The organism is Longimicrobium sp., from assembly GCA_036389135.1.
Lineage (GTDB): Bacteria > Gemmatimonadota > Gemmatimonadetes > Longimicrobiales > Longimicrobiaceae > Longimicrobium.
Genome location: DASVQP010000018.1, coordinates 68,160 through 88,285, shown reverse-complemented (window position 1 = coordinate 88,285; position 20,126 = coordinate 68,160). Strand labels below are relative to the sequence as shown.

22 protein-coding genes are annotated in these 20,126 nt (G+C 71.6%); 20 read left to right on the top strand and 2 right to left on the bottom strand.

Annotation, left to right across the window (positions count from 1 at the left end; translation table 11 throughout):
- Positions 1 to 157: 157 nt before the first annotated feature.
- Positions 158 to 481 carry a hypothetical protein gene (locus tag VF584_03470; GenBank protein HEX8209223.1) on the bottom strand — a complete coding sequence of 108 codons (324 nt, stop codon included), beginning with the start codon at positions 479 to 481 and terminating at the stop codon, positions 158 to 160.
- 19 nt (positions 482 to 500) lie between these two features.
- Entirely contained in the window at positions 501 to 890 is a 390-nt protein-coding gene (locus VF584_03465; protein HEX8209222.1) for a hypothetical protein, read from the bottom strand.
- 149 nt (positions 891 to 1,039) lie between these two features.
- On the opposite strand from VF584_03465, the gene VF584_03460 reads away from it, so the two are divergent.
- The 20 genes from VF584_03460 (at position 1,040) to VF584_03365 (ending at position 20,124) form a co-directional block, all read left to right on the top strand.
- Positions 1,040 to 1,300 carry a hypothetical protein gene (locus tag VF584_03460; GenBank protein HEX8209221.1) on the top strand — a complete coding sequence of 87 codons (261 nt, stop codon included), beginning with the start codon at positions 1,040 to 1,042 and terminating at the stop codon, positions 1,298 to 1,300.
- Between the two features lie 54 nt (positions 1,301 to 1,354).
- The gene (locus tag VF584_03455; GenBank protein ID HEX8209220.1) at positions 1,355 to 2,125 is read left to right on the top strand and encodes a pentapeptide repeat-containing protein; all 771 of its coding nucleotides are present in this window, start codon (positions 1,355 to 1,357) and stop codon (positions 2,123 to 2,125) included.
- Positions 2,126 to 2,350: 225 nt separating this feature from the next.
- Positions 2,351 to 2,821, top strand: coding sequence for a hypothetical protein (locus tag VF584_03450; GenBank protein ID HEX8209219.1), 471 nt, complete (start codon positions 2,351 to 2,353; stop codon positions 2,819 to 2,821).
- Between the two features lie 87 nt (positions 2,822 to 2,908).
- Positions 2,909 to 3,775 carry a glycerophosphodiester phosphodiesterase gene (locus VF584_03445; GenBank protein ID HEX8209218.1) on the top strand — a complete coding sequence of 289 codons (867 nt, stop codon included), beginning with the start codon at positions 2,909 to 2,911 and terminating at the stop codon, positions 3,773 to 3,775.
- Between the two features lie 44 nt (positions 3,776 to 3,819).
- Positions 3,820 to 4,299 carry a BON domain-containing protein gene (locus tag VF584_03440; GenBank protein HEX8209217.1) on the top strand — a complete coding sequence of 160 codons (480 nt, stop codon included), beginning with the start codon at positions 3,820 to 3,822 and terminating at the stop codon, positions 4,297 to 4,299.
- Between the two features lie 84 nt (positions 4,300 to 4,383).
- Complete coding sequence (gene tilS / locus VF584_03435) at positions 4,384 to 5,706, top strand: tRNA lysidine(34) synthetase TilS (GenBank protein ID HEX8209216.1); 1,323 nt, start codon at positions 4,384 to 4,386, stop codon at positions 5,704 to 5,706.
- A complete protein-coding gene (gene hpt, locus VF584_03430; GenBank protein HEX8209215.1) occupies positions 5,699 to 6,253 on the top strand; it encodes a hypoxanthine phosphoribosyltransferase in 555 nt (184 codons plus the stop codon). The genes tilS and hpt overlap by 8 nt, the downstream gene beginning before the upstream one ends.
- 81 nt (positions 6,254 to 6,334) lie before the next feature.
- Positions 6,335 to 8,317 (top strand): ATP-dependent zinc metalloprotease FtsH, encoded by a 1,983-nt coding sequence (gene ftsH, locus VF584_03425; GenBank protein ID HEX8209214.1) that lies wholly within the window; start codon positions 6,335 to 6,337, stop codon positions 8,315 to 8,317.
- A 325-nt stretch (positions 8,318 to 8,642) separates the two neighbouring features.
- Complete coding sequence (gene folP / locus VF584_03420) at positions 8,643 to 9,437, top strand: dihydropteroate synthase (GenBank protein HEX8209213.1); 795 nt, start codon at positions 8,643 to 8,645, stop codon at positions 9,435 to 9,437.
- Complete coding sequence (cdaA, locus tag VF584_03415) at positions 9,434 to 10,207, top strand: diadenylate cyclase CdaA (GenBank protein ID HEX8209212.1); 774 nt, start codon at positions 9,434 to 9,436, stop codon at positions 10,205 to 10,207. Before folP ends, cdaA begins: the two co-directional genes overlap by 4 nt.
- A gap of 364 nt (positions 10,208 to 10,571) precedes the next feature.
- A complete protein-coding gene (locus VF584_03410) occupies positions 10,572 to 11,264 on the top strand; it encodes a YggS family pyridoxal phosphate-dependent enzyme (protein HEX8209211.1) in 693 nt (230 codons plus the stop codon).
- Positions 11,261 to 11,803 (top strand): DivIVA domain-containing protein, encoded by a 543-nt coding sequence (locus VF584_03405; GenBank protein ID HEX8209210.1) that lies wholly within the window; start codon positions 11,261 to 11,263, stop codon positions 11,801 to 11,803. Before VF584_03410 ends, VF584_03405 begins: the two co-directional genes overlap by 4 nt.
- Positions 11,804 to 12,625 (top strand): purine-nucleoside phosphorylase, encoded by an 822-nt coding sequence (locus VF584_03400; protein HEX8209209.1) that lies wholly within the window; start codon positions 11,804 to 11,806, stop codon positions 12,623 to 12,625. It begins immediately after the preceding gene.
- Between the two features lie 431 nt (positions 12,626 to 13,056).
- Positions 13,057 to 14,613 (top strand): amidohydrolase, encoded by a 1,557-nt coding sequence (locus VF584_03395; protein HEX8209208.1) that lies wholly within the window; start codon positions 13,057 to 13,059, stop codon positions 14,611 to 14,613.
- A complete protein-coding gene (locus tag VF584_03390) occupies positions 14,610 to 14,972 on the top strand; it encodes a hypothetical protein (protein HEX8209207.1) in 363 nt (120 codons plus the stop codon). Before VF584_03395 ends, VF584_03390 begins: the two co-directional genes overlap by 4 nt.
- Before the next feature lie 5 nt (positions 14,973 to 14,977).
- The gene (locus VF584_03385) at positions 14,978 to 15,757 is read left to right on the top strand and encodes an NAD-dependent deacylase (GenBank protein HEX8209206.1); all 780 of its coding nucleotides are present in this window, start codon (positions 14,978 to 14,980) and stop codon (positions 15,755 to 15,757) included.
- Between the two features lie 116 nt (positions 15,758 to 15,873).
- The gene (locus VF584_03380; protein ID HEX8209205.1) at positions 15,874 to 16,071 is read left to right on the top strand and encodes a hypothetical protein; all 198 of its coding nucleotides are present in this window, start codon (positions 15,874 to 15,876) and stop codon (positions 16,069 to 16,071) included.
- 78 nt (positions 16,072 to 16,149) lie between these two features.
- Positions 16,150 to 17,433, top strand: a complete 1,284-nt coding sequence (locus VF584_03375) for a M48 family metallopeptidase (GenBank protein ID HEX8209204.1) — start codon at positions 16,150 to 16,152, stop codon at positions 17,431 to 17,433.
- Positions 17,434 to 17,795: 362 nt separating this feature from the next.
- Positions 17,796 to 19,217, top strand: coding sequence for a pyruvate kinase (gene pyk / locus VF584_03370; GenBank protein ID HEX8209203.1), 1,422 nt, complete (start codon positions 17,796 to 17,798; stop codon positions 19,215 to 19,217).
- Positions 19,218 to 19,347: 130 nt separating this feature from the next.
- The gene (locus VF584_03365) at positions 19,348 to 20,124 is read left to right on the top strand and encodes an MBL fold metallo-hydrolase (GenBank protein ID HEX8209202.1); all 777 of its coding nucleotides are present in this window, start codon (positions 19,348 to 19,350) and stop codon (positions 20,122 to 20,124) included.
- The last annotated feature ends 2 nt before the right edge of the window (positions 20,125 to 20,126 follow it).

The window sequence follows — 20,126 nt, the reverse complement described above, 5'->3', positions numbered from 1 at the left end:
CGTCGGCGGGTGGCGCTCTCGCATGCCTTGAAGTGAACCCAGTCGGAGAGCCGGATGCGGGAAATCCGCACGTCCGGTTCGATGAGCGGGTCGGGGAAACCGGGCAACCATGCCACGGCGCCCCGACTCGACTCTACTGAGGCGCGGTTAGCCGGCGCTACTCAGGGCGCGTGCCTCCTACCGCCGGGTCGCCCTTGGACTCGCCGCCGCGCTCGTGCACCACTACGTCCTCCGAGTCGGGACGCTGCTCGCTCGGCGTGTTGATGATGTGCTGCTTGTCCTTCGGCACGCCGGCCACCTTCTGGCCGTAGCCGCCCGGCGTCTTGTCGTCGGCCGAGTCCACCAGCCCGGGGGCCGAGAAGTCGGGGCCGCCGCCGGGGGCGTCCGCGAAGCCGGCCTCGTCGAACGCCTGCTCGCCGAGCGGGTCCGCGTCGTCGATCTCCTCGGGGTCGAAGCCGGGATCGATGTTGCGCTTGGGCATCAAATGCTCCTGGTGTGGGTTAGGGGCGCCGCGGCCGTGGGCGCGGCGGAATGCTGAACTCGACGTCGTAGCCGTACCGGTCGGCCCAGGCACGGAGCGCGCGGTCGCCGCCCCGCCCGTACGCCGGGCTCTGGCGCGGGGGGACGTGGTAGCCGCGGTCGTAGCGCGGGCCGGGCGCCGGCATCCCCTCCGCCCCGTACGGGAGCATGGGCCAGGCCATGGGCCCCATCATCGGGTCCCAGCCAAAGGGGACGAAGGGGAAGGGGACCGGCGGCCCGTAGTCCGGCCGGGGCGGCGCGCCCTGGTAGCCGCGGTCGTAGCGCCCCGGGCCGCGATCGTACCCCCGCGGTCTGCCGCGGAAGCCGCGGTCGTAGCCGTATCCCCGGTCGTAGCCGTGCCCGTATGGCATCCTCGCCTCCTCGTTGGCCGTGCTTGGCTTCGTCGGACGTGGCGCGCTCCGCAAGGTCCGTGCGTGAAGAGCGGAACGCGCATTGCAGAAGGTGTTTACAGGGTCGGGCGCGTGGGCGCGCGGCTGCGGGCCTTTCGCGCGGAGGACGGGTGCTCACGATCGTGTTTTGCCTGGCTCTGGCCGCCGTTGCCGCACCGGGGCTCGCGGCGCTGTACCTGGCCCGCCTCCCATTCGCGCCCGAGTGCCCGCACTGCCGCGCCGTCACCAGCCCGCACCGGGGGCGTAGCGCGGTAGACCGGCTGGTGGCCGTGGTGGCGGCCACGCCGGTGCGGAAGTGCGCGCGGTGCGGGTGGGCCGGGCGGATGCGCTGGAAGCTCGCCCCCCAGCGCGCCGCCGCGCGGCAACGGTAAGTCTCCTCAATGGACACCCCCACGGCCTCGGGCGCTCCGGGCCAGGAGCAGCGCATGGAGCAGCGGATCCTGTCGGACCGGGACCTTTGGATGCTGGTCGCGTCGGGGCACCTCAACCTGCGCGGCGCCGTGCTGGACGGGGCGCGGCTGGAGCGCGCCAACCTGGCCGGCGCCAACCTGGAGCGCTCGTCGCTGCGGGGGGCGCAGCTGGCGGGCGCCAACCTCAAGGGCGCCAACCTGAGCGGCGCCGAGCTGGAGGGCGCCGACCTCAAGGGCGCCGACCTGATCGAAGCCAACCTCACCGAGGCCTATCTCAAGAGCGCCGGGCTGTGGGGCGCCTACCTGGAGCGCGCCACGCTGGAGTGGGCGTACATGGAGGGAGCCTACCTGGAGTGGGCCTACCTCAAGCGCGCGCACCTCACCGGAGCGTATCTCAAGGGCGCCATCCTGACGGGCGCGGACATGGAGAAGGCGAACCTCAAGGGCGCCAACCTCACCGGCGCATACCTGCGCGGGGTGGAGCTGGGCGGGGCGATGCTGGAGTATGCCACGCTGGAGCACGCGGACCTGGGCGGCGCCAAGCTGCACGGGGCCGACCTCAAGGGCGCCAACCTGACGGGCGCCACCCTCGTCTCCGCCGATCTCTCGGGCGCGGACCTTTCCGGCTGCACGCTCAAGGGCGCGGACCTCAGCGGCGCCAACCTGGAGCGCGCCAACCTCGCCGGCGCCGACCTGGAGCGCGCCGAGCTGGGCGACGCGCGCGTCACCGCCGAGCAGCTCGAGTCCGCGGTGCGCGAGGTGGAGCGGGAGCAGCGCACCGCCTGAGACATCGCCTCACACAGAGCCACAGAGAGAACTACAAGAACAATAGAGAGCTCTGCTGGTCCGTCTGTGCCCTCGCTGTGCCCTCCGTGTCTCTGTGTGAAACCGCTGTTGCGACGCTTGGCGCGGTTGTCTAAGTTGACCGCCCCAGCATGCGAGCAACGCAGCACGGAGCCATCCGGTTTTATGCGCAACTCCGCCGCACCAGCCCATCCCGCGCAGTCTTTTGTGGAAAAGCGCCGCAGGCGCATCCTCTGCTCCATCGACCGTACTCCTCACGACTTCCCGGGCGCGGAGACGCTCTCCCCCGAGCGGATCGAGTCCATCCGCCGCGAGGCGGAGGAGCTGTACTGGAACGAGCTTTCCTGGGAGCAGCTCACCGATGAGGAAGCGGTCGCGGGCGGCCACATGACCGAGATGGTCTTCCCCGGCTTCCTCGCCTACGTGGACGGCCTGCTGGTGGACCACGTCCCCGCCGGCGCCCCGAGCCCGGCGCGCCCCCACCCCGACGCGGTCGAGGAGATCCTGACCTTCGTCGCCGAGCGCTACGCCGCCGCCACGCGCGAGCTGGAGGCCGGCATCGACTCCCAAAAGGTGGTCTGGGCGCGGATGATGTCGTCGGAGCTGGTGGACCTGGTGCTGTACCGGCTGTACCGGCTTTCGCCCGCCGAGGTGGAAGCGCTGGAAGGCGGGGATTAGGGATGAAGGGATGAGGGATGGGGTGAACAGCCCCCACCGCTCACCCTGTCGTCCTCATCCCTCCATCCCCTCATCCCCCATCCCCCGATGTCCACCCGTCCCGGCTTCCGCTACCTCGCCGGCGCCCCCCTCCTGATCGCGCACCGCGGCGGCTCCGGCCTCGCGCCCGAGAACACCCTCACTGCGTTCCGCCGCGCGCTGGAGTGGTGGCGCGCCGACGTGCTGGAGATCGACGTCCAGCCGACGCGCGACGGGGATGCGGTGGTGATCCACGATCCCAACGTGGACCGGACGACGGACGGCAGCGGGCCCGTGTGCGAGCTGACGGCGCGCGAGCTGGCGGGGCTGGACACGGGGTACCGCTTCACGCCGGACGGGGGCGCCACCTTCCCCTTCCGCGGCGCGGGCGTGCGCATCTCCACCCTGCGCGAGGTGCTGGAGGCGCTGCCGCACGCGCGCGTGAACGTGGAGATCAAGGACGCGCGGGCGCAGGAGCCGGTTTGGGAGACGGTGCGGGCGCTGGGGGCCGAGCAGCGCGTGCTGATCGCGGCGGGAGATCGAAAGAACCGCGCGCGCTTCGCCACGTACCCCGGCCCCACCAGCGCATCGTCGCAGGAGATGTACGCGTTCTTCGCCCTCCACAAGCTGCGCCTCGGCCGCCTGTACCGCCCCGCCGTCGATGCGTGGCAGATGCCCGACAGGCACGGCGGACGGCAGGTGCTCGACCCGCTCTGGGTGCGGGAGGCGCACGCGAAGAACGTGGCCGTGCACGTGTGGACGATCGACGAGACGGAAGACATGCGCCGCCTCCTCTCCTGGGGCGTCGACGGCATCGTGAGCGACCGTCCGGACCGCCTGGCGCGCGTCCTCCACGAAGTCGCCGCGCGCCCGCTTCCCCCCGGCCCGCCGGCGGGCGAGATGGAGCCGTGGCTGGCGCGGTTGTTGCGCGCCTGAGCCGCCCTCCACACACCGCACAACGCGCATACCAGGGAAAGACGATGCCGCCTTACGACGGGGGCTACGGCCGCCAGGGCGCCGGAAACGGCTTCAACCGCAACCCCGGCTACGGCGGCGGGATGGGGCAGCGCCCGGCCCCCGGCCCGAGCCGCTACGACGGCAGCTTCGGCGGCCACATTGTTCACGACGAGGGCACCTTTGGCCCGGCGCGCTATGGCCTCGGCCCCTACCACCAGCGCCTCCGCAAGCGCCAGCGCCCGGACGAGGAGCTGAAGAGCGACGTGGAGGACGCCCTCTTCTACGATACCTGGGTGGATGCCGAGGCGATCACCGTGGAAGTGAGCGGCGGCGTCGTCACCCTGCGCGGCGAGCTCCCCGACTACGACGAGGTCCGCTACGCCACCGACGACGCCTGGGACGTGGACGGCGTGCGCGGCGTCCGCTCGGAGCTGCGCGTGAACAGCGCCCGCCGCCCCCCGCTGGACCAGGTCGGCGGGCACCACGGCGGCCGCCCCGCCTGACCGCGCCCCCACCCCCGCTCCCCCTCCCCCACGCTCCCCCGCGTGCGGGGGAGGGGGCCGGGGGGTGGGGCCCCTGAGGCTCCCGTGCCCACCACCGACCTCCCCACCCGCTTCCGCGACCGCCCGCGCGCCCTCGGCCTCGACGCCGGCGCGCACGTGCTGGTCGCACTCTCCGGCGGGATGGACTCGGTGGCGCTCCTCCATCTCCTCCGCTTCACCACCGATGCGCGGGTGACGGCGGCGCACTTCGACCACGCCATGCGCCCCGGCAGCGACGCCGACGCGCACTGGGTGCGCGGCCTCTGCACGGCTTGGGGGGTGCCTCTGGTGGAAGCGCGCGCCACGGAGCCGCTCCGCACCGAGGACGACGCACGCCGCGCGCGCTACCGCTTCCTCCGCCAGGCGCAGTCCGTCCACGGTGCCGCCCACCTCGCCACCGCGCACCACGCGGACGACCAGGCGGAGACGGTGCTCTTTCGCGTGCTGCGCGGGACGGGAATCGCCGGCCTGGCCGGCATTCCGGAGCGCGGCGAAGGCGGTCTGGTGCGCCCGCTCCTCCCCTTCTGGCGCGCGGAGCTGCAGGCGTACGCGCGCGAGAACGGGCTGCGCTGGCGGTGCGATCCCACGAACGAAATCCTCGGCCCCGCGCGCAACCGCATCCGCCACGACCTCCTCCCGCGCATCGAAAAGACGCTCGCGCCCGCCGCGCGGCGCAGCCTGGTGCGCCTGGCCCGGCTCGCGCGCGCCCAGGAGGACGAGTGGGCGGCGCTGACGGAGCGCGCGGCGGCGGAGTGCGTGAGGTGGGAATCCGCGGGGGCCGTGCTTGTTCGGGACCGGCTGGCGGCTTATGATTCGCCGGTCGCGGCGCGCGTGGTGCGCGGCGTGCTCCGCCGCTTCCGCGTGGTGCCGGGGCGCGCCGGAACACGCTCGGCGCTACAGTTTATCACATCCGCACCGAGTGGACGCGTCCACCTGCTCCCCGGCGGCACCCACCTGATCCGCAGCGACCTCGGTCTGGCGCGGGTGGAGCCCGTGGGCGACGCGCCCCCGGCCGACCGCTCCCTGGTGATCGGCGGCGGCGAGGGGGAGGGGACGCTGCGGTTGGGCGGGCGCGAGCTCCGCGTCCTCTGGGGCGCGGGCGGCGAGGGGGTCACCGTCGCCGCGAACCGGCTTCCGCTCACCCTGCGCGGCTGGCTCCCGGGCGACCGGATGAAGACCCGCGCGGGGACGAAGAAGCTGAAGAAGCTCTTCCTGGAAGCGCGCATCCCCCGCCCACAGCGGGCGCGCGCCGCGGTACTCGCGGACGCGGAGGGGCACGTGCTCTGGGCCCACGGGCTCGCCCGCGCGGCCGACGCCGAGCCCCTTCCGGGCGAGGCCACGATCACCATCTCGATCACCGATGCCTGATACGGATCTGACCCTGGCCCGCACCGGCGGCCGCAAGCTCACACGGATCGTCTACAGCGCCGAGCAGATCGCCGAGCGCGTGCGGGAGATGGGACGACAGATCGCCCGCGAGCTGCCCGCCGACGAGCCGGTGCTGGTGCTGGGACTTCTCAAGGGGTCGTTCATCTTCCTCAGCGACCTCGTCCGCGAGATCACGCGGCCGCTGCAGGTGGACTTTCTGGTGGCGAGCAGCTACGGCAGCGGCACCACCAGCTCCGGCGAGGTGAAGCTGCTGTACGATCCCAACGCCGAGTTCAAGGACCGCCACGTCATCGTGGTGGAAGACATCGTGGACAGCGGCACCACCCTCAACCGCCTCCTCCCGATGCTGGAGGAGCGCGGGCCGCGCTCGCTGGAGGTGTGCACGCTCCTCCACAAGCACGTCGCCACCACGCTGGTGAAGGAGCCCCGCTGGGTTGGGTTCGATGCTCCGCACGAGTTCCTGATCGGCTACGGTCTGGACCACTCGGAGGACTTCCGCAACCTGCCGTTCATCGGGAGCCTGTAGCCGCGCCGCACCTAGCGGCACGGAACAAGTACGCGTCGCGGAGGCGCCCCCACAGGGCGCACGGCCGCGCAGGGAATAGACATGGCAGAACGCGACAACGGTTCACCCAAGCCGCCCTCCCGCTGGGGGCGTGCCACCCGCACGGCGACCTTCTGGGCGGCCATCGTGCTCGTCTCCATCGCGCTGGTGTCGCTCAACTCGGGGCGCGCCGCGCCGACCGCGAAGATCGACTACACGGAGCTCCGCAAGCAGATCGCCGCGGGCAACGTCGTCGAGGCGCAGTTCGTGGGCGAAACCGAGCTGCACGGAAAGACGCGCACCCCGCTGCAGACGGGGCGCGGCACCGCGGCCAACCAGTTCACCCTCCGGCTGCCGCCCGACGCCTCCGAAGCGCTGCTCACGGAGATGAACACGGCGGGAATCAAGATCGGCGCGACGGAGCCGAACATGGACTGGGGCGTCACCCTGCTGAAGGCGCTCCCCTGGCTTCTGCTGATCGGCTTTTGGGTCTTCATCTTCCGCCAGATGCAGAGCAGCGGGAACAAGGCCTTCCAGTTCGGGAAGAGCAAGGCCAAGCTCCTGACGGGCGACACGCCGCGCGTGACGTTCGAGGACGTGGCCGGCGCGGTGGAGGCCAAGTTCGAGCTGCAGGAGATCGTCGAGTTCCTCAAGGACCCCAAGCGCTTCTCGCGGCTGGGCGGGCGCATCCCCAAGGGCGCGCTCCTCGTCGGGCCCCCCGGGACCGGCAAGACGCTGCTGGCGCGCGCCGTGGCGGGCGAGGCGGGGCGGCCCTTCTTCTCGATGTCCGGCTCGGACTTCGTGGAGATGTTCGTGGGCGTGGGCGCGTCCCGCGTGCGCGACCTGTTCGAGCAGGGGAAGAGCCACGCGCCGTGCATCATCTTCATCGACGAGATCGACGCCGTGGGCCGGCACCGCGGCGCCGGTCTGGGCGGCGGACACGACGAGCGCGAGCAGACGCTCAACCAGCTGCTGGTGGAGATGGACGGCTTCGAGGCCAACGACGGCGTGATTCTGGTCGCGGCCACCAACCGTCCGGACGTGCTGGACCCGGCGCTGCTGCGCCCGGGCCGCTTCGACCGCCAGGTGGTGGTGGACGCGCCGGACGTAAAGGGGCGCGAGGCGATCCTGCGCGTGCACCTGCGCAAGATCCCCACGGCGCCGGACGTGAGCGTGCCGGTGCTGGCCCGCGGCACGCCGGGGATGGTGGGCGCGGACCTCGCCAACCTGGTGAACGAAGGCGCCCTGCTGGCCGCCCGCCGCAACCGCGACATGGTGTTCATGGCGGACCTTGAGGACGCCAAGGACAAGGTGATGCTGGGCGCCGAGCGCCGCTCGCTGGTGATGCGCGAGGAGGAGCGCCGGCTGACGGCCTTCCACGAGGCGGGCCACGCGGTGTGCGCGCTCAAGATCAAGGGCAACGACCCGCTCCACAAGCTGACCATCGTCCCCCGCGGCCGCGCTCTGGGCCTCGCCTTCACGCTGCCGGAGGACGACCGCGTGTCGGTGACGCGGCAGGAGCTGGAGGCGCAGCTCGCCATGTGCTACGGCGGCCGCATCGCGGAGGAGCTGGTGTTCGGGCGCGAGCGGGTGACCACCGGCGCGTCGAGCGACATCCAGCGCGCCACCGGCGTGGCGCGGCGGTACGTGACGCAGTGGGGCCTCTCGGACGCGGTGGGCCCGGTGGCCATCACCGAGAACAGCCAGGAGGTCTTCCTGGGCCGCGACTTCGGGCAGCGCCGCGAGGTGTCGGAGAAGATGGCGGAGCTGGTGGACGCCGAGGTATTGCGGGTGCTGAACGAGGCGCTGGAGCGCGCCCGCGTCACCATCACCGAGCACCGCGACCTGCTGGACCGCATGGCCGTGGCCCTCCTGGAGCGCGAGACGCTGGGCCGCGAGGAGATCGACATCCTGGTCGCCGGCCAGGAGCTCCCGCCCATGCGCCCGGAGCCGACTTACGGCCCGCCGGACCTCCCGTCGTCCCCGCCCGCCATCAAGGACCGCCCCTCGATCGGGGTGGAGGGGTTGAAGCCGAGGCTGGCGTAAGGAAGTGCGTGAGTGCGTGAGTGCGTTAGTGCGGGGGATGCCGGATCGTTCGGCATCCCCCCTTTTTTTCGTCCGAACGGGAGAGAAAAGCCTCACACAGAGACACAGAGGGGAAGGCGAGGGCACAGAGAACCCCTCTGTCGTTCTTGCAGTTCCCCTCCGCGGCTCTGTGTGAGACAATTCAATAAGGGCTAGCCTCCGCGCTGGCCCCGTCTTACTTTCGGCGAGGCACCCCACTCCTCCCCGCACCACTGGGCACTTGGCAATCGGCACCGGGCACTGGCTCCTCCCCCGTCGCGCGCTTGCGCTCGATCGCCCACTGGTGATGGGCATCCTGAACGTGACGCCGGACAGCTTCAGCGACGGGGGCCGGTTCCGCGGCGCGGGGCCGGCCCTCGCGCGCGCCCGGGAGATGGCCGCCGCCGGCGCCGATCTGCTCGACGTCGGCGGGGAGAGCACCCGCCCCGGCGCCGCCGAGGTCGATGCGGGCGAGGAGATGGAGCGCGTCCTTCCCGTCGTCGAGGCGATCCGCGCGGAGCTGGACCTGCCTGTGTCGGTGGATACGCGCAAAGCCGAGGTCGCCCGCGCCGCGCTGGAGGCAGGGGCGGAGGTGGTCAACGACGTCTCCGCGCTCGGCGACCCGGCGATGGCGGACGTGGTCGCGCAGGCGGGTGCGGGGCTGGTGCTGATGCACATGCGCGGCACCCCCGCTACCATGCAGTCGCACGCCTCCTACGCCGACGTGGCGGCCGAGGTCGCGGCGGAGCTGGCCCCGCCGCTCGCCCGTGCGCGCGCGGCGGGGATCGAGGAGGGGCGCATCGTGCTGGACCCGGGGATCGGGTTCGCCAAGACGGCGGAGCAGAACGTGGAGCTGATCGCGCGGCTGGCAGTGCTGGCGCGGCTGGGCTACCCGCTCCTGGTGGGTGCGTCGCGCAAGGCGTTCATCGGCGGGCTCCTCGGCGGCATCCCCGCGCACGAGCGCGATGCGGGGACGGCGGGCGCGTGCGTGGCCGGGCTGGCGCGCGGTGCCCGCATCTTTCGCTTACACGACGTGCGCACAGCCCGCCACGCGCTCGACGTGGCATGGAGCATTCTCCGCATCCCCGCGGAGGCGGCATGAACGCGTGGACGGGGCGCTTCGGCTTCCTCACCCCCGGGTGGACCGACCTGCTGGAGATCGCGATCGTGGCGGTGCTCTGCTACCGCATCCTGGTGGTGCTCGCCGGCACCCGCGCCATCCAGATGCTCCTGGGGCTGTCATCGCTCGTCGCGCTGTACGGCGTCGCGCGGCTGATCCACCTCCAGCTCATCGAGTACCTGCTGGAGACCTTTTTCCGCTTCGGGGTGATCGCCGCGCTGATCGTCTTTCAGCCCGAGCTGCGCAGCGCGCTGGCGCACCTGGGGAAGAACCGCTTCTTCGGGGGCTTCTCGCGCTTGGAAGGCAACCAGGTGGCCGAGGAGATCGCCGAGGCCGCCGAGGAGCTGTCGCGCAACAAGACGGGCGCCATCATCGCCGTGGAGCGCGGCGTGGGGCTGGGCGAGTACGTGGAGACCGGGACGCCGCTGCACGCGCGCGTCTCCTCCGCGCTCCTGCAGAACATCTTCACCCCGTACTCCCTCCTCCACGACGGCGCCGCCATCATCAGCGGCGACGAGATCGTGGCCGCGGGCTCCATCCTCCCGCTCACCCAGTCCCCCGTGACGGACCGCACCCTCGGCACCCGCCACCGCGCCGCCCTGGGCCTCTCCGAAGAGACCGACGCGCTGGTGGTGGTCGTCTCCGAGGAGACGGGCGTGATCTCGCTGGCGCACCGCGGGCGGCTGGAGCGCGGGTTCACGCCGGACCAGCTGCGGGATCTGCTGCGGGGGGAGGTGCCGGCGGCGGGGTGAGGGCCCCCTCCCCCCGGCCCCCTCCCCCGCCTGCGGGGGCGCAGGGCGGGTGAGGGGGAGAACACCGTCTGCGACACCATGCCCCGTAAGAGCGCGATTCATCGCGCCCACCCTTGCCCCGTCTCGATCCCCGCCCAACGCACCCAAACCGGTAGGGGCAGACCTGCGTGTCTGCCCACCCTTGCCCCAGCCGCGAACCCCGCCCCTCCGCGCCGCATCCACGTAGGGGCCGCCCCATGTGGCTGCCCGTGCCATCCCGGCACCGGACCCACGCAATCCGCGCGGATGCATGCGTGCCCCCATTCCCCATTCCCCATTCCCGTCTTCTTGCCCCCGCCGCCACGCCGCTTTACAATCCCACCCCATGGATTCGGCAGAGCTCGCGGCGCGCGTACACGAGGTCAGGGAGAGGATCGAGCGGGCGCGGGAGCGCGCCGGGCGCTCTGATCCGGTCACGCTGGTGGCGGTCACCAAGACGCATCCCGCCGATGCGGTGCGGGCGGTGAAGGCGGCGGGGGTGGCGGACGTGGGCGAGAACCGCGTCCAGGAGCTGGAGGAAAAGGTTGCCGAGGTCGGGCGCGAGACGGTCGGGTGGCACCTGATCGGGCACCTGCAGCGCAACAAGGCGGGGAAGGCGCTCCCCCTCTTCGACCTGATCCACTCCCTCGACTCGCTCCGTCTGGCCGAAGCACTGTCCGCCGAGGCCGTGAAGCGTGGGGTGGCAGTGCGGGCGCTGGTGCAGGTGAACGCGTCGGGGGAGGGGACCAAGGGCGGGTTCGAGCCGGACGCGCTGGTGGAGGGCGTCGGTCGGATCGTGGGGCTGCCGGGGATGCGGGTGGAGGGGCTGATGACGATGGCGCCCTTCACCGACGACGAGCAGGTGGTGCGCGCGGCGTTCCGGCGCACGCGCGAGCTGCTGGACGAGGTGGCGCGGCAGGTGCCGGGGGTGGCCGGGCGGCACCTGTCGATGGGGATGAGCAACGACTTCGAGATTGCGGTGGAGGAGGGAAGCACCCTCGTTCGCGTGGGCTCGGTTCTCTTTAGGGAGCGGGGATGATCGACCTTACACCGCTCGACGTTCGCAAGAAGAAAGGCGACTTCCGCCGCGTGATGCGCGGGTACGACACGGAATCCGTCGACAACTTCCTGGAAGTGGTCGCCAGCCGCATGGAAGAGCTGGTGCGGCAGAACAGCGCGCTCGCCGGCAAGGTGGACGCGATGTCCGGCTCCATGGCCGAGTACCGCGACAGGGAGCGCGCCATGAACGAGGCGCTCGTTTCCGCCCAGCAGCTGCGCGAGGACATGCGCGACCAGGCGCGCCGCGAGGCCGACCTCCTGCTGCGCGAGGCGCGCTCGCAGGGGGAGCGCATCGTGTCCGACGCCAAGCGCCAGGTCTCGCTCGCGCTGGAGGCGCTGCGGCGGATCCAGGGGCAGCGCGTGCGCTTCCTGCGCATCTTCCGCGCGATGGTGGAGCGGCAGCTCGGCGAGATCGAGCAGGAGGAGGGCCTCACCGCCACCCTTACCCGCCTGGAGGCGGAGGGGCAGGGCGGGGGCAACGAGGCCGCCGAGGGCGAGGGCGGCGATGGGGAGAGCTGAGTGGCGGAGCTGAGGGAACGAATCGCGGATGCGGTGACGGCCATCCAGGCGCGCAGCACGCTGAAGCCGGACGCGGCCATCATCCTGGGGACGGGGCTCGGCGGGCTGGCGGACCGCGTCGAGGTGGAGACGGAGATCCCCTACGCGGAGATCCCGCACTTCCCGCTCTCCACCGTCGAGTCGCACACGGGGCGCCTCCTGCTGGGGACGCTGGGCGGCCGGCCCGTGGTGGCGATGCAGGGGCGCTTCCACCGCTATGAGGGCTACACCCTCCAGCAGGTGACCTTTCCCGTACGCGTGATGCGGGCGCTGGGCGCGGGGACGCTGATCGTCTCCAACGCGTGCGGGGGAATGAACCCTTTCTGGAGCCCCGGCGATCTCGTCCTCATCACCGACCACATCAACCTGCTGGGCGACAATCCGCTGATCGGCCCCAACGACGACTCGCTGGGCCCGCGGTTCCCGGACATGTCGCAGGTGTACGACCGCGGGCTGCAGGCGCTGGCGCGCGAGGTGGCGATGGAGCGGCGCATCCCGCTGCGGAGCGGGGTGTACGTGGCCGTCCCCGGGCCCAACCTGGAGACGCGCGCCGAGTATCGCATGCTGCGCGCGATGGGCGCCGACGTGGTGGGGATGTCCACGGTCCCCGAGGTCATCGTGGCGATCCACGGGGGGATGCGGGTGATGGGCGTGTCGATCATTACCGACGCCTGCCTGCCGGACGCGCTGGAGGTGGCGAACATCGAACGGATCATCGCCACCGCGCGCGGGGCGGAGCCGGGGCTGACGGCGCTGGTGGAGGGCGTGGTGGCGCGGATGTAGAGGGCCCCCTCCCCCGCTCGTGAACTCGCGGCCCCTCCCCCAATAACTACCTGGGGGAGGGGCGTTTGGCATGCATTCGCGCGCGGTGCATGCGGCGTCGCGGGGGCCCCTACGAGGTTACGGTGCCTGGAGCGGGGATCGAGGCAGGGGAGAGGGCGGGCAGACACGCAGGTCTGCCCCTACGGGTTCCGGGGTGGGTCACGGGGGCGGAGCGGTGACGGGCACGGGCGCGATAAATCGCGCCCCTACCGTATAGGTCCGTGCCTGAAGCCGGCCGCACGGGCCGGGGCCCCGTCCCCTCTCCCACGGCGGTTTGTGGGAGAGGGTGGCAGCTGTAAGCTGCCGGGTGAGGGCCGCCGTTGCCGCATCCCGCCCCCGCCCCCATCTTGCCGCGCCCGCTTCGCACCACGCCCTGCCCTTTGCTTCGCCCAATGCAGCCTGACCTGATCGTCGTCGCGGATCGCATACACGTGCTGGGGACCCACGCGCCGGTGCGGGCGCTGCTGGTGCGCGAGGGGCGCGTGGTCGCGCTCGGGAGTGAGGAGGAGGTGCGCGGCGCCGCCAAACCCGGCTTCACGGTCGAGCGGCTGGATGGCGCCACCGTGACGCCGGGGCTCACCGACGCGCACGTGCACCTGACGCTGTGGGCGATGGCGCGGCGGCGGGTGGACCTGAACGCCGCGCGCACGCTGGAGGAGGGCGTCGCCGCGGTTGCGGTGGCGGGGGGCGAGGGGTGGATCAGGGGGCTGGGGTGGGACGTGCACCGCTGGGGGCGCTTTCCATCGCGCAACGACCTGGATGCCATCGTTCCGGGGCGGCCGTGCTACCTGGAGAGCCACGACATCCACGCGGCGTGGCTCAACTCCGCGGGGCTGCGGCGGTGCGGGATCACGCGCGACACCCCCGATCCCGAGGGCGGCACCATCGTACGCGACGCGGCGGGGGAGCCGACCGGGATCCTGCTGGAGACGGCGAAGAAGCTCGCCGAGGCGCACCTCCCGGCTCCATCGCCGGCGGAGGTGCGGGAGGCGCTGCTGGATGCGCAGAGCGCCGTGCACGCGCTGGGGCTGACCGGCGTACACTCCGTGGAGGAGACGGGGATCGCGGACTTCACGGCGATGCAGGCGGACGGCGTGCTGCGCCTGCGCGTCCTGCAGTCGATCCCCCTGGCGCGGCTGGACGCGGCGATCGAGCTGGGGGTGCGCAGCGGCTTCGGGGGGGAGTGGCTGAAGCTGGGCGGGGTGAAGATGTTCCTCGACGGCGCGCTGGGGTCGCGCACGGCGTGGATGCGCGAGCCGTACGAGGGGAGCACGGACGAGCGCGGAATCCAGACGCTCGCCTCGGACGAGTTCCGCGCGCACGTGCGCCGCGCCGCCAATGCGGGGATCGCGTCCACGGTGCACGCCATCGGCGACGCGGCGGTGGAGCTGGCGATCGACGTAATGGGGAGCGTGGCGCCGCCCCGCGCCATGCGGCACCGCATCGAGCACCTCCAGCTCTGCCCGCCCGAACTGTGGGAGCGCGCGGCGCGCTCCGGGATCGTGGCATCGGTGCAGCCGGTGCACCTGATGACCGACATCCCCGCCGCCGAGCGGCACTGGGGGCACGAGCGCTCGCGCGGCGCCTACCCCTTCGCGGCGGTGAAGCGCGCGGGGATGGTGCTCGCCTTCGGGTCCGACGTGCCGGTGGAGACGGTCGATCCGCGCCCCGGTCTCTTTGCCGCCGTCACGCGGCGGGGCTGGGATGGCGGGCCGGAGGGCGGATGGTTCGCCGAGCACTGCATCTCCGCCGAGGATGCGTTGCGGGCGTACACCGAGGGGCCCGCCTACGCCGCCAACGAGTCGGACCGGCAGGGGCGTCTCCTCCCGGGCTATCACGCGGACCTCGTCGCATGGGACCGCGACCCGCTCGCGGTGCCGGCGGACGAGCTGCGGACGATGGCGTGCGTGCTGACGATGGTGGGCGGCGAGGTGGTGCACCGCGCATGAGTGACGAGTCGACGACGCTCTGGCGCCCGGTGGGCGAGGCGGAGCTGGCGCTGATCCGCGAGAGCGGGTGGACGTCCTTCCCGCCGCGCCTGCCGCACCAGCCGATCTTCTACCCCGTCACCTATGAAGCGTACGCCGCGCAGATCGCCCGCGACTGGAACACGCGCGACGCCGCTTCCGGGTACGTGGGATACGTGACCCGCTTCGAGGTGCGGAGCGACTTCCTCAGCCGGTACACTCCACGCGTCGTGGGCGCCAGCCAGCACGAGGAGTACTGGATTCCAGCCGAGGATCTGGAGGAGTTCAACAGCAATTTAATGGGGTCAATCACAGTTACGGCGGAATTCAGACCGGAGTAGCCTTCATGCCGAACAAGATCCTGGTAACGCCTGATGTAGTCGCCGCCGCGGCGGACGCCCTGGCGCGGGCGCGGCGGGTGGTCGTTTCCACGGGGGCGGGGATGTCGAAGGAGAGCGGCATCCCCACCTTTCGCGATGCGATGGAAGGGCTGTGGGCCGAATTCGACCCGCAGGAGCTCGCCACCGAGCAGGGCTTCCGCGCGAATCCGCGGCGCGTGTGGAGCTGGTACGCGTGGCGCCGCCGCCGCGTTGCCGAGGCCGCGCCGCACGCGGGGCACTTCGCCGTCACCGAGCTCCAGCGTCTGCTTCCCAACGTGACGGTGGTGACGCAGAACGTGGACGGACTCCACGCGGCGGCCGGAAGTGAAGACGTGGTGGAGCTTCACGGCAACATCCGCCGCCTCCGCTGCCTCGACGCCGGCCATCCGTTCACCGGCGAGATTCCCGGCGAGGACGACCGCGAGCGCGATCCACCACCGTGCCCGTCGTGCGGGTCGCCGCTGCGGCCGGACGTGGTGTGGTTCGGGGAGATGCTGCCGAAACAGGCGGTGGAGCGCGCGTGGGACGATGCGCGCCGCTGCGATGCCCTCCTCCTGGTGGGGACCTCGGGGACGGTGTGGCCCGCGGCGGATCTGCCCCACATCGCGCGGTCGAACGGCGCGTTTGTCATCGAGGTGAATCCCGAGCCGAGCGAGCTGACCGGCATCGCCAACGTGATTCTGCAGGGGACGGCGGGGGGCATCCTGCCGCGTCTGGTGGAGGAAGTGCGGTCGCGGGTGGCTTGAGGCGGCGCGCGGGCGGGGGATCGGTGCGGCGTGGCGCGGCGTTCGTACGCGGTTTGCGTGAGAGCGGGGAAGGACTGGACCGACCGACCTATCCAAACGCAACCGGAGCCGCCGGGATGACCCAACTCTCGCTCGACACGGATGGCGCCGCCGTACTGGCGGACGCACTTCGCTCGTACCTTTCCGATCTGCACGACGAGATCGCCGGGACCGACAACTTCGACTTCCGCGAAGCCCTCAAGCGCAGGGAGCAGATGCTCACCGGCATCCTGCACCAGATCCAGTCAGGGCAGGAGCTTCCGCCGCAGCTGTGACCGACGGGGCCGCGCGCCGTTCGAGTGCGCGGCCCCTGCCTTCCCGCAGGACCCTCCATCCCACGCAACGATTCCGTGATGAACCGGCTCCGCACGCTGTTCCTGTGCCTCGTTCTCGCGCTGGCGCCCGCCGCGCACGCCCAGCAGACGCCCGCGCCCGCGGCCCGGCCGCAGGCTTCCGCGGCGGCGCACGTGCCCGTGCCCAGGCCGAGTGAGAAGGCGGTACGCTACCATCGCAGCGGCAACGTGCTCTGGGTGATCGCCACGCTGTGGGGATTCCTCGTCCCGGCAGTCTTCCTGTTCAGCGGCCTTTCGGCACGGATGCGCGACGCGGCGCGGGCGGGGGGGCGCAACTGGTTCTTCACGCTCGTGCTGTACGGGGCGATGTTCTCGCTCCTCACCTGGATTCTGGACCTGCCGCTGGCGTACTACAGCGGCTTCGTGCGCGAGCATGCGTACGGTCTCTCAAACCAGAGCTTCGGCAAGTGGTTCGGCGACTCGGCCAAGGGGCTGGGGATCGGCCTCTTCCTAATGGCACTCACGCTCTGGATCCCGTACCTCCTCCTGAAAAGGAGCCCGCGCCGCTGGTGGCTCTACACGGCGATCGCCGTCATCCCGCTGATCATCGCGGGGCAGTGGCTGAGCCCCATCTTCATCGACCCGCTTTTCAACAAGTTCGGGCCGATGCAGGACAAGCAGCTCGAGGCGCAGATCCTGGCGACCGCGCGGCGAGCGGGGATCGAGGGCGGGCGCGTCTTCGAGGTGAACAAGAGCGTGGACACGGAGGCGGTGAACGCGTACGTCACCGGCTTCGGCGGGAGCAAGCGCATCGTTCTGTGGGACACGCTGCTGAGGAAGCTGGACTCGCGCGAGGTGGTCTTCGTGATGGGCCACGAGATGGGGCACTTCGTCCTGAAGCACGTCTTCATGATGCTGGGGATCGTCTCGCTCCTGATCCTGCTGTGCCTGTACGCGGTGCACGCGTCGGCGGGGTGGCTGATCGCGCGGTACCGGGAGCGCTTCGGCTTCGACCAGCTCTCGGACGTCGCGTCGTACCCGCTGCTGATCCTGGTCTTCGGCGCGGTGAGCTTCGTGGCGACGCCGGTGGTGTTCGCGGTGACGCGGCACAACGAGCACGAGGCGGACCGCTTCGGCCTGGAGCTGACGCACGACAACCGCTCGGCCGCCACCGCGTTCGCCAAGCTGCAGGCGGAGAACCTGGCCGTTCCCTATCCCGGCACGCTGTACAAGCTGTTCCGCGCGTCGCACCCCGTGCTGGGGGAGCGTATCGAGTTCGCGAACACGTACCGGCCGTGGGAGACGGGGGGTGAGCAGAGGTACGCGGACCGGTTCCGGCGGTAGGCCCTCTCCCCGCTCGCCACCTCGCTGCCCCTCTCCCAAACCGCTGGGAGAGGGGCGCAGGCGTGCATCGGTGCGAGGGGATTAAGTCGGTGCGGGGGAGGGCACGGGCAGCCACGTGGGGCGGCCCCTACGAGGTCGGTGCGGAGGGGCGGGGTTCGAGGTGGGGGCGAGGGCGGGCGCGATGAATCGCGCCCCTACCCGGTCCTGTGCGCCTCGGGCCGAATTCTCCCCCTCACCCGCCCTGCGCCCCCGCAGGCGGGGGAGGGGGCCTGTAGCACCTGTTTCCCCTCCGCCCCTTGCCCCCGCCGCGACGCCGGGGGCAGTATGTCTCTCTCGCACGCCAACCGTGACTAGCGAGACCGATGAACCGACGTACCAAGATCGTCTGCACGCTGGGACCCGCTACCTGGTCGCCCGAGCGCATCGCCGCGCTGATCGAGGCGGGGATGGACGTGGCCCGCATCAACTTTTCCCACGGCACGCAGGAGCGCCACGCGGAGACCATCCGCAACGTGCGTGAGGCCTCCCGCAACGTTGGGCGCCCCATCGCCGTGCTGGGCGACCTGCAGGGGCCCAAGATCCGCGTTGGGGTCCTTCCCGATGCCGTTGAGCTGACCCCCGGCGACGCCGTCACCTTTGCCCCCGAGGGGGAGCACGAGGCGGGGAAGGAGCTCCCCACCACCTACGCGCAGCTCGCGGGCGACGTGGAGGTGGGCGACGTGGTGCTGCTGGCCGACGGGCTGATGGAGCTGATCGTGGAGGAAGTGGCGCCGCCGCGCGTCACCATGCGCGTGATCCACGGTGGGACGCTCACCTCCAACAAGGGGATCAACCTCCCCGGCGTGCGGGTGAGCGCGCCGTCGCTGACCGAAAAGGATCTGCGCGACCTGGAGTTCGCGCTGGAGCAGGGGGTGGACTACATCGCTCTCTCCTTCGTGCGCACGGCGGAGGACGTGCTGGACCTGGTGAGGCGCATCCCCGAGGGCGGGCCGCTGATCGTGGTCAAAGTGGAGAAGGGGCACGCGCTGGAGAATCTGGAGGAGATCCTGGCCGCATCGGCCGCGGCGATGGTGGCGCGGGGCGACCTGGGGGTGGAGCTCCCCTTCGAGCAGGTGCCGCTGGCGCAGAAGCGGATGATCCAGATGGCGAACCTCAGCAGCCGCCCGGTGATCACCGCCACGCAGATGCTGGAGTCGATGATCGAGAACCCACGCCCCACCCGCGCCGAGGCGTCGGACGTGGCGAACGCCATCATCGACGGTACGGATGCGCTGATGCTCTCGGCCGAGACGGCGACGGGGAAGTTCCCGGTGCAGGCGGTGCAGGCGATGACGCGGATCGCGCAGGAGATCGAGGACTCGCACGTGATGGACGCGGGCCCGCACTACGACATGCCCATCAGCGCCAGCTCCGACGGCCACACCCCCACCGAGCGCGCCGTCGCGGGAGCCACGGTGGAGGCGGTGCGCCGGCTGCAGGCGCCGGTGATCGTGACCTTCACCAGCAGCGGCTCCACCGCGCGGGTGGTGTCGTCGTTCCGCCCGCCGGTGCCCATCCTGGCCATCACGGACACGGAGCGCACCTACAACCAGCTCGCGCTGGTGTGGGGGACGATCCCGGTGCTCTGCTCGGCGGAGTCGACGTTCGAGGAGATGATGAACTACGCGCGCTCGGAGGTCGTGGCCCGCGGCCTGGGCCAGCCCGGCGACCGCATGGTGGTGACGGCCGGCTACCCCATTCACGTGCCGGGGACGACGAATCTGCTGCAGGTGGAGGTGGTGTGAGAAAAGCGGGGAATGGGGAATGGGGAATCGGGAATGGTAACCACGAACGGCACCACTCCCCGTCAGCCGGAGTGCTCGCTCTTTGTTTTTCCCCATTCCCCATTCCCCAGTCCCCCTTCCCGTCCGTTCCGTGCGCCTGACCTTCCTGGGCACCGGCACCTCCTTCGGCGTGCCGGTGATCGGCTGCGACTGCGACGTCTGCACCTCGGCCGACCCGCGCGACCGCAGGACGCGGCACGGGGCGCTGCTGGAGGAGGACGGACGCCGCCTGCTGGTGGACACGCCGCCCGAGCTGCGGCTTCAGCTCGTCGCGGCCGGGGTGGGGAGGGTGGACGCCGTGTGGTACACGCACTGCCACGCCGACCACGTGCACGGCGTGGACGACCTGCGCGTCTTCTCGGAGCGCGGCGGCGGCCCGTTGGAGGTGTACGCGTCCGAAGGGTGCGCGGTGACGCTGCGGGACCGGTTCCGCTACGTCTTCGACGCGACGATGCGGCCGCTGGAGGGGACTTCGAAGCCGGAGGGGGCGCTGCACGTGGTGAGGGCGTACGAGCCCGCGACGGTCGCCGGCTTCGAGATGCTCCCGCTTCCCGTGCCGCACGGGCGCGAGGAGGTGATGGGCTTCCGCGCGGGCCCGCTCGGCTACATCACCGACGGCAAGCTCCTTCCCCCGCGCACCGAGGAGGCGCTGCGGGGGGTGCGGGTGCTGGTGCTGAACGCGCTCTGGTTCGGCCGGCCGCACCCCACGCACTTCAGCGTGGAGGAGGCCGTCGATGCCGCCGCCCGCGTCGGCGCCGAGCGCACGTACCTCACGCACCTGAGCCACCGCGTGAGCCAGGCCGAGCTGGACCGGCGCCTCCCCTCCGGCGTGTTCGGCGCGTACGACGGGCTGGTGGTGGAGGTCTGAAC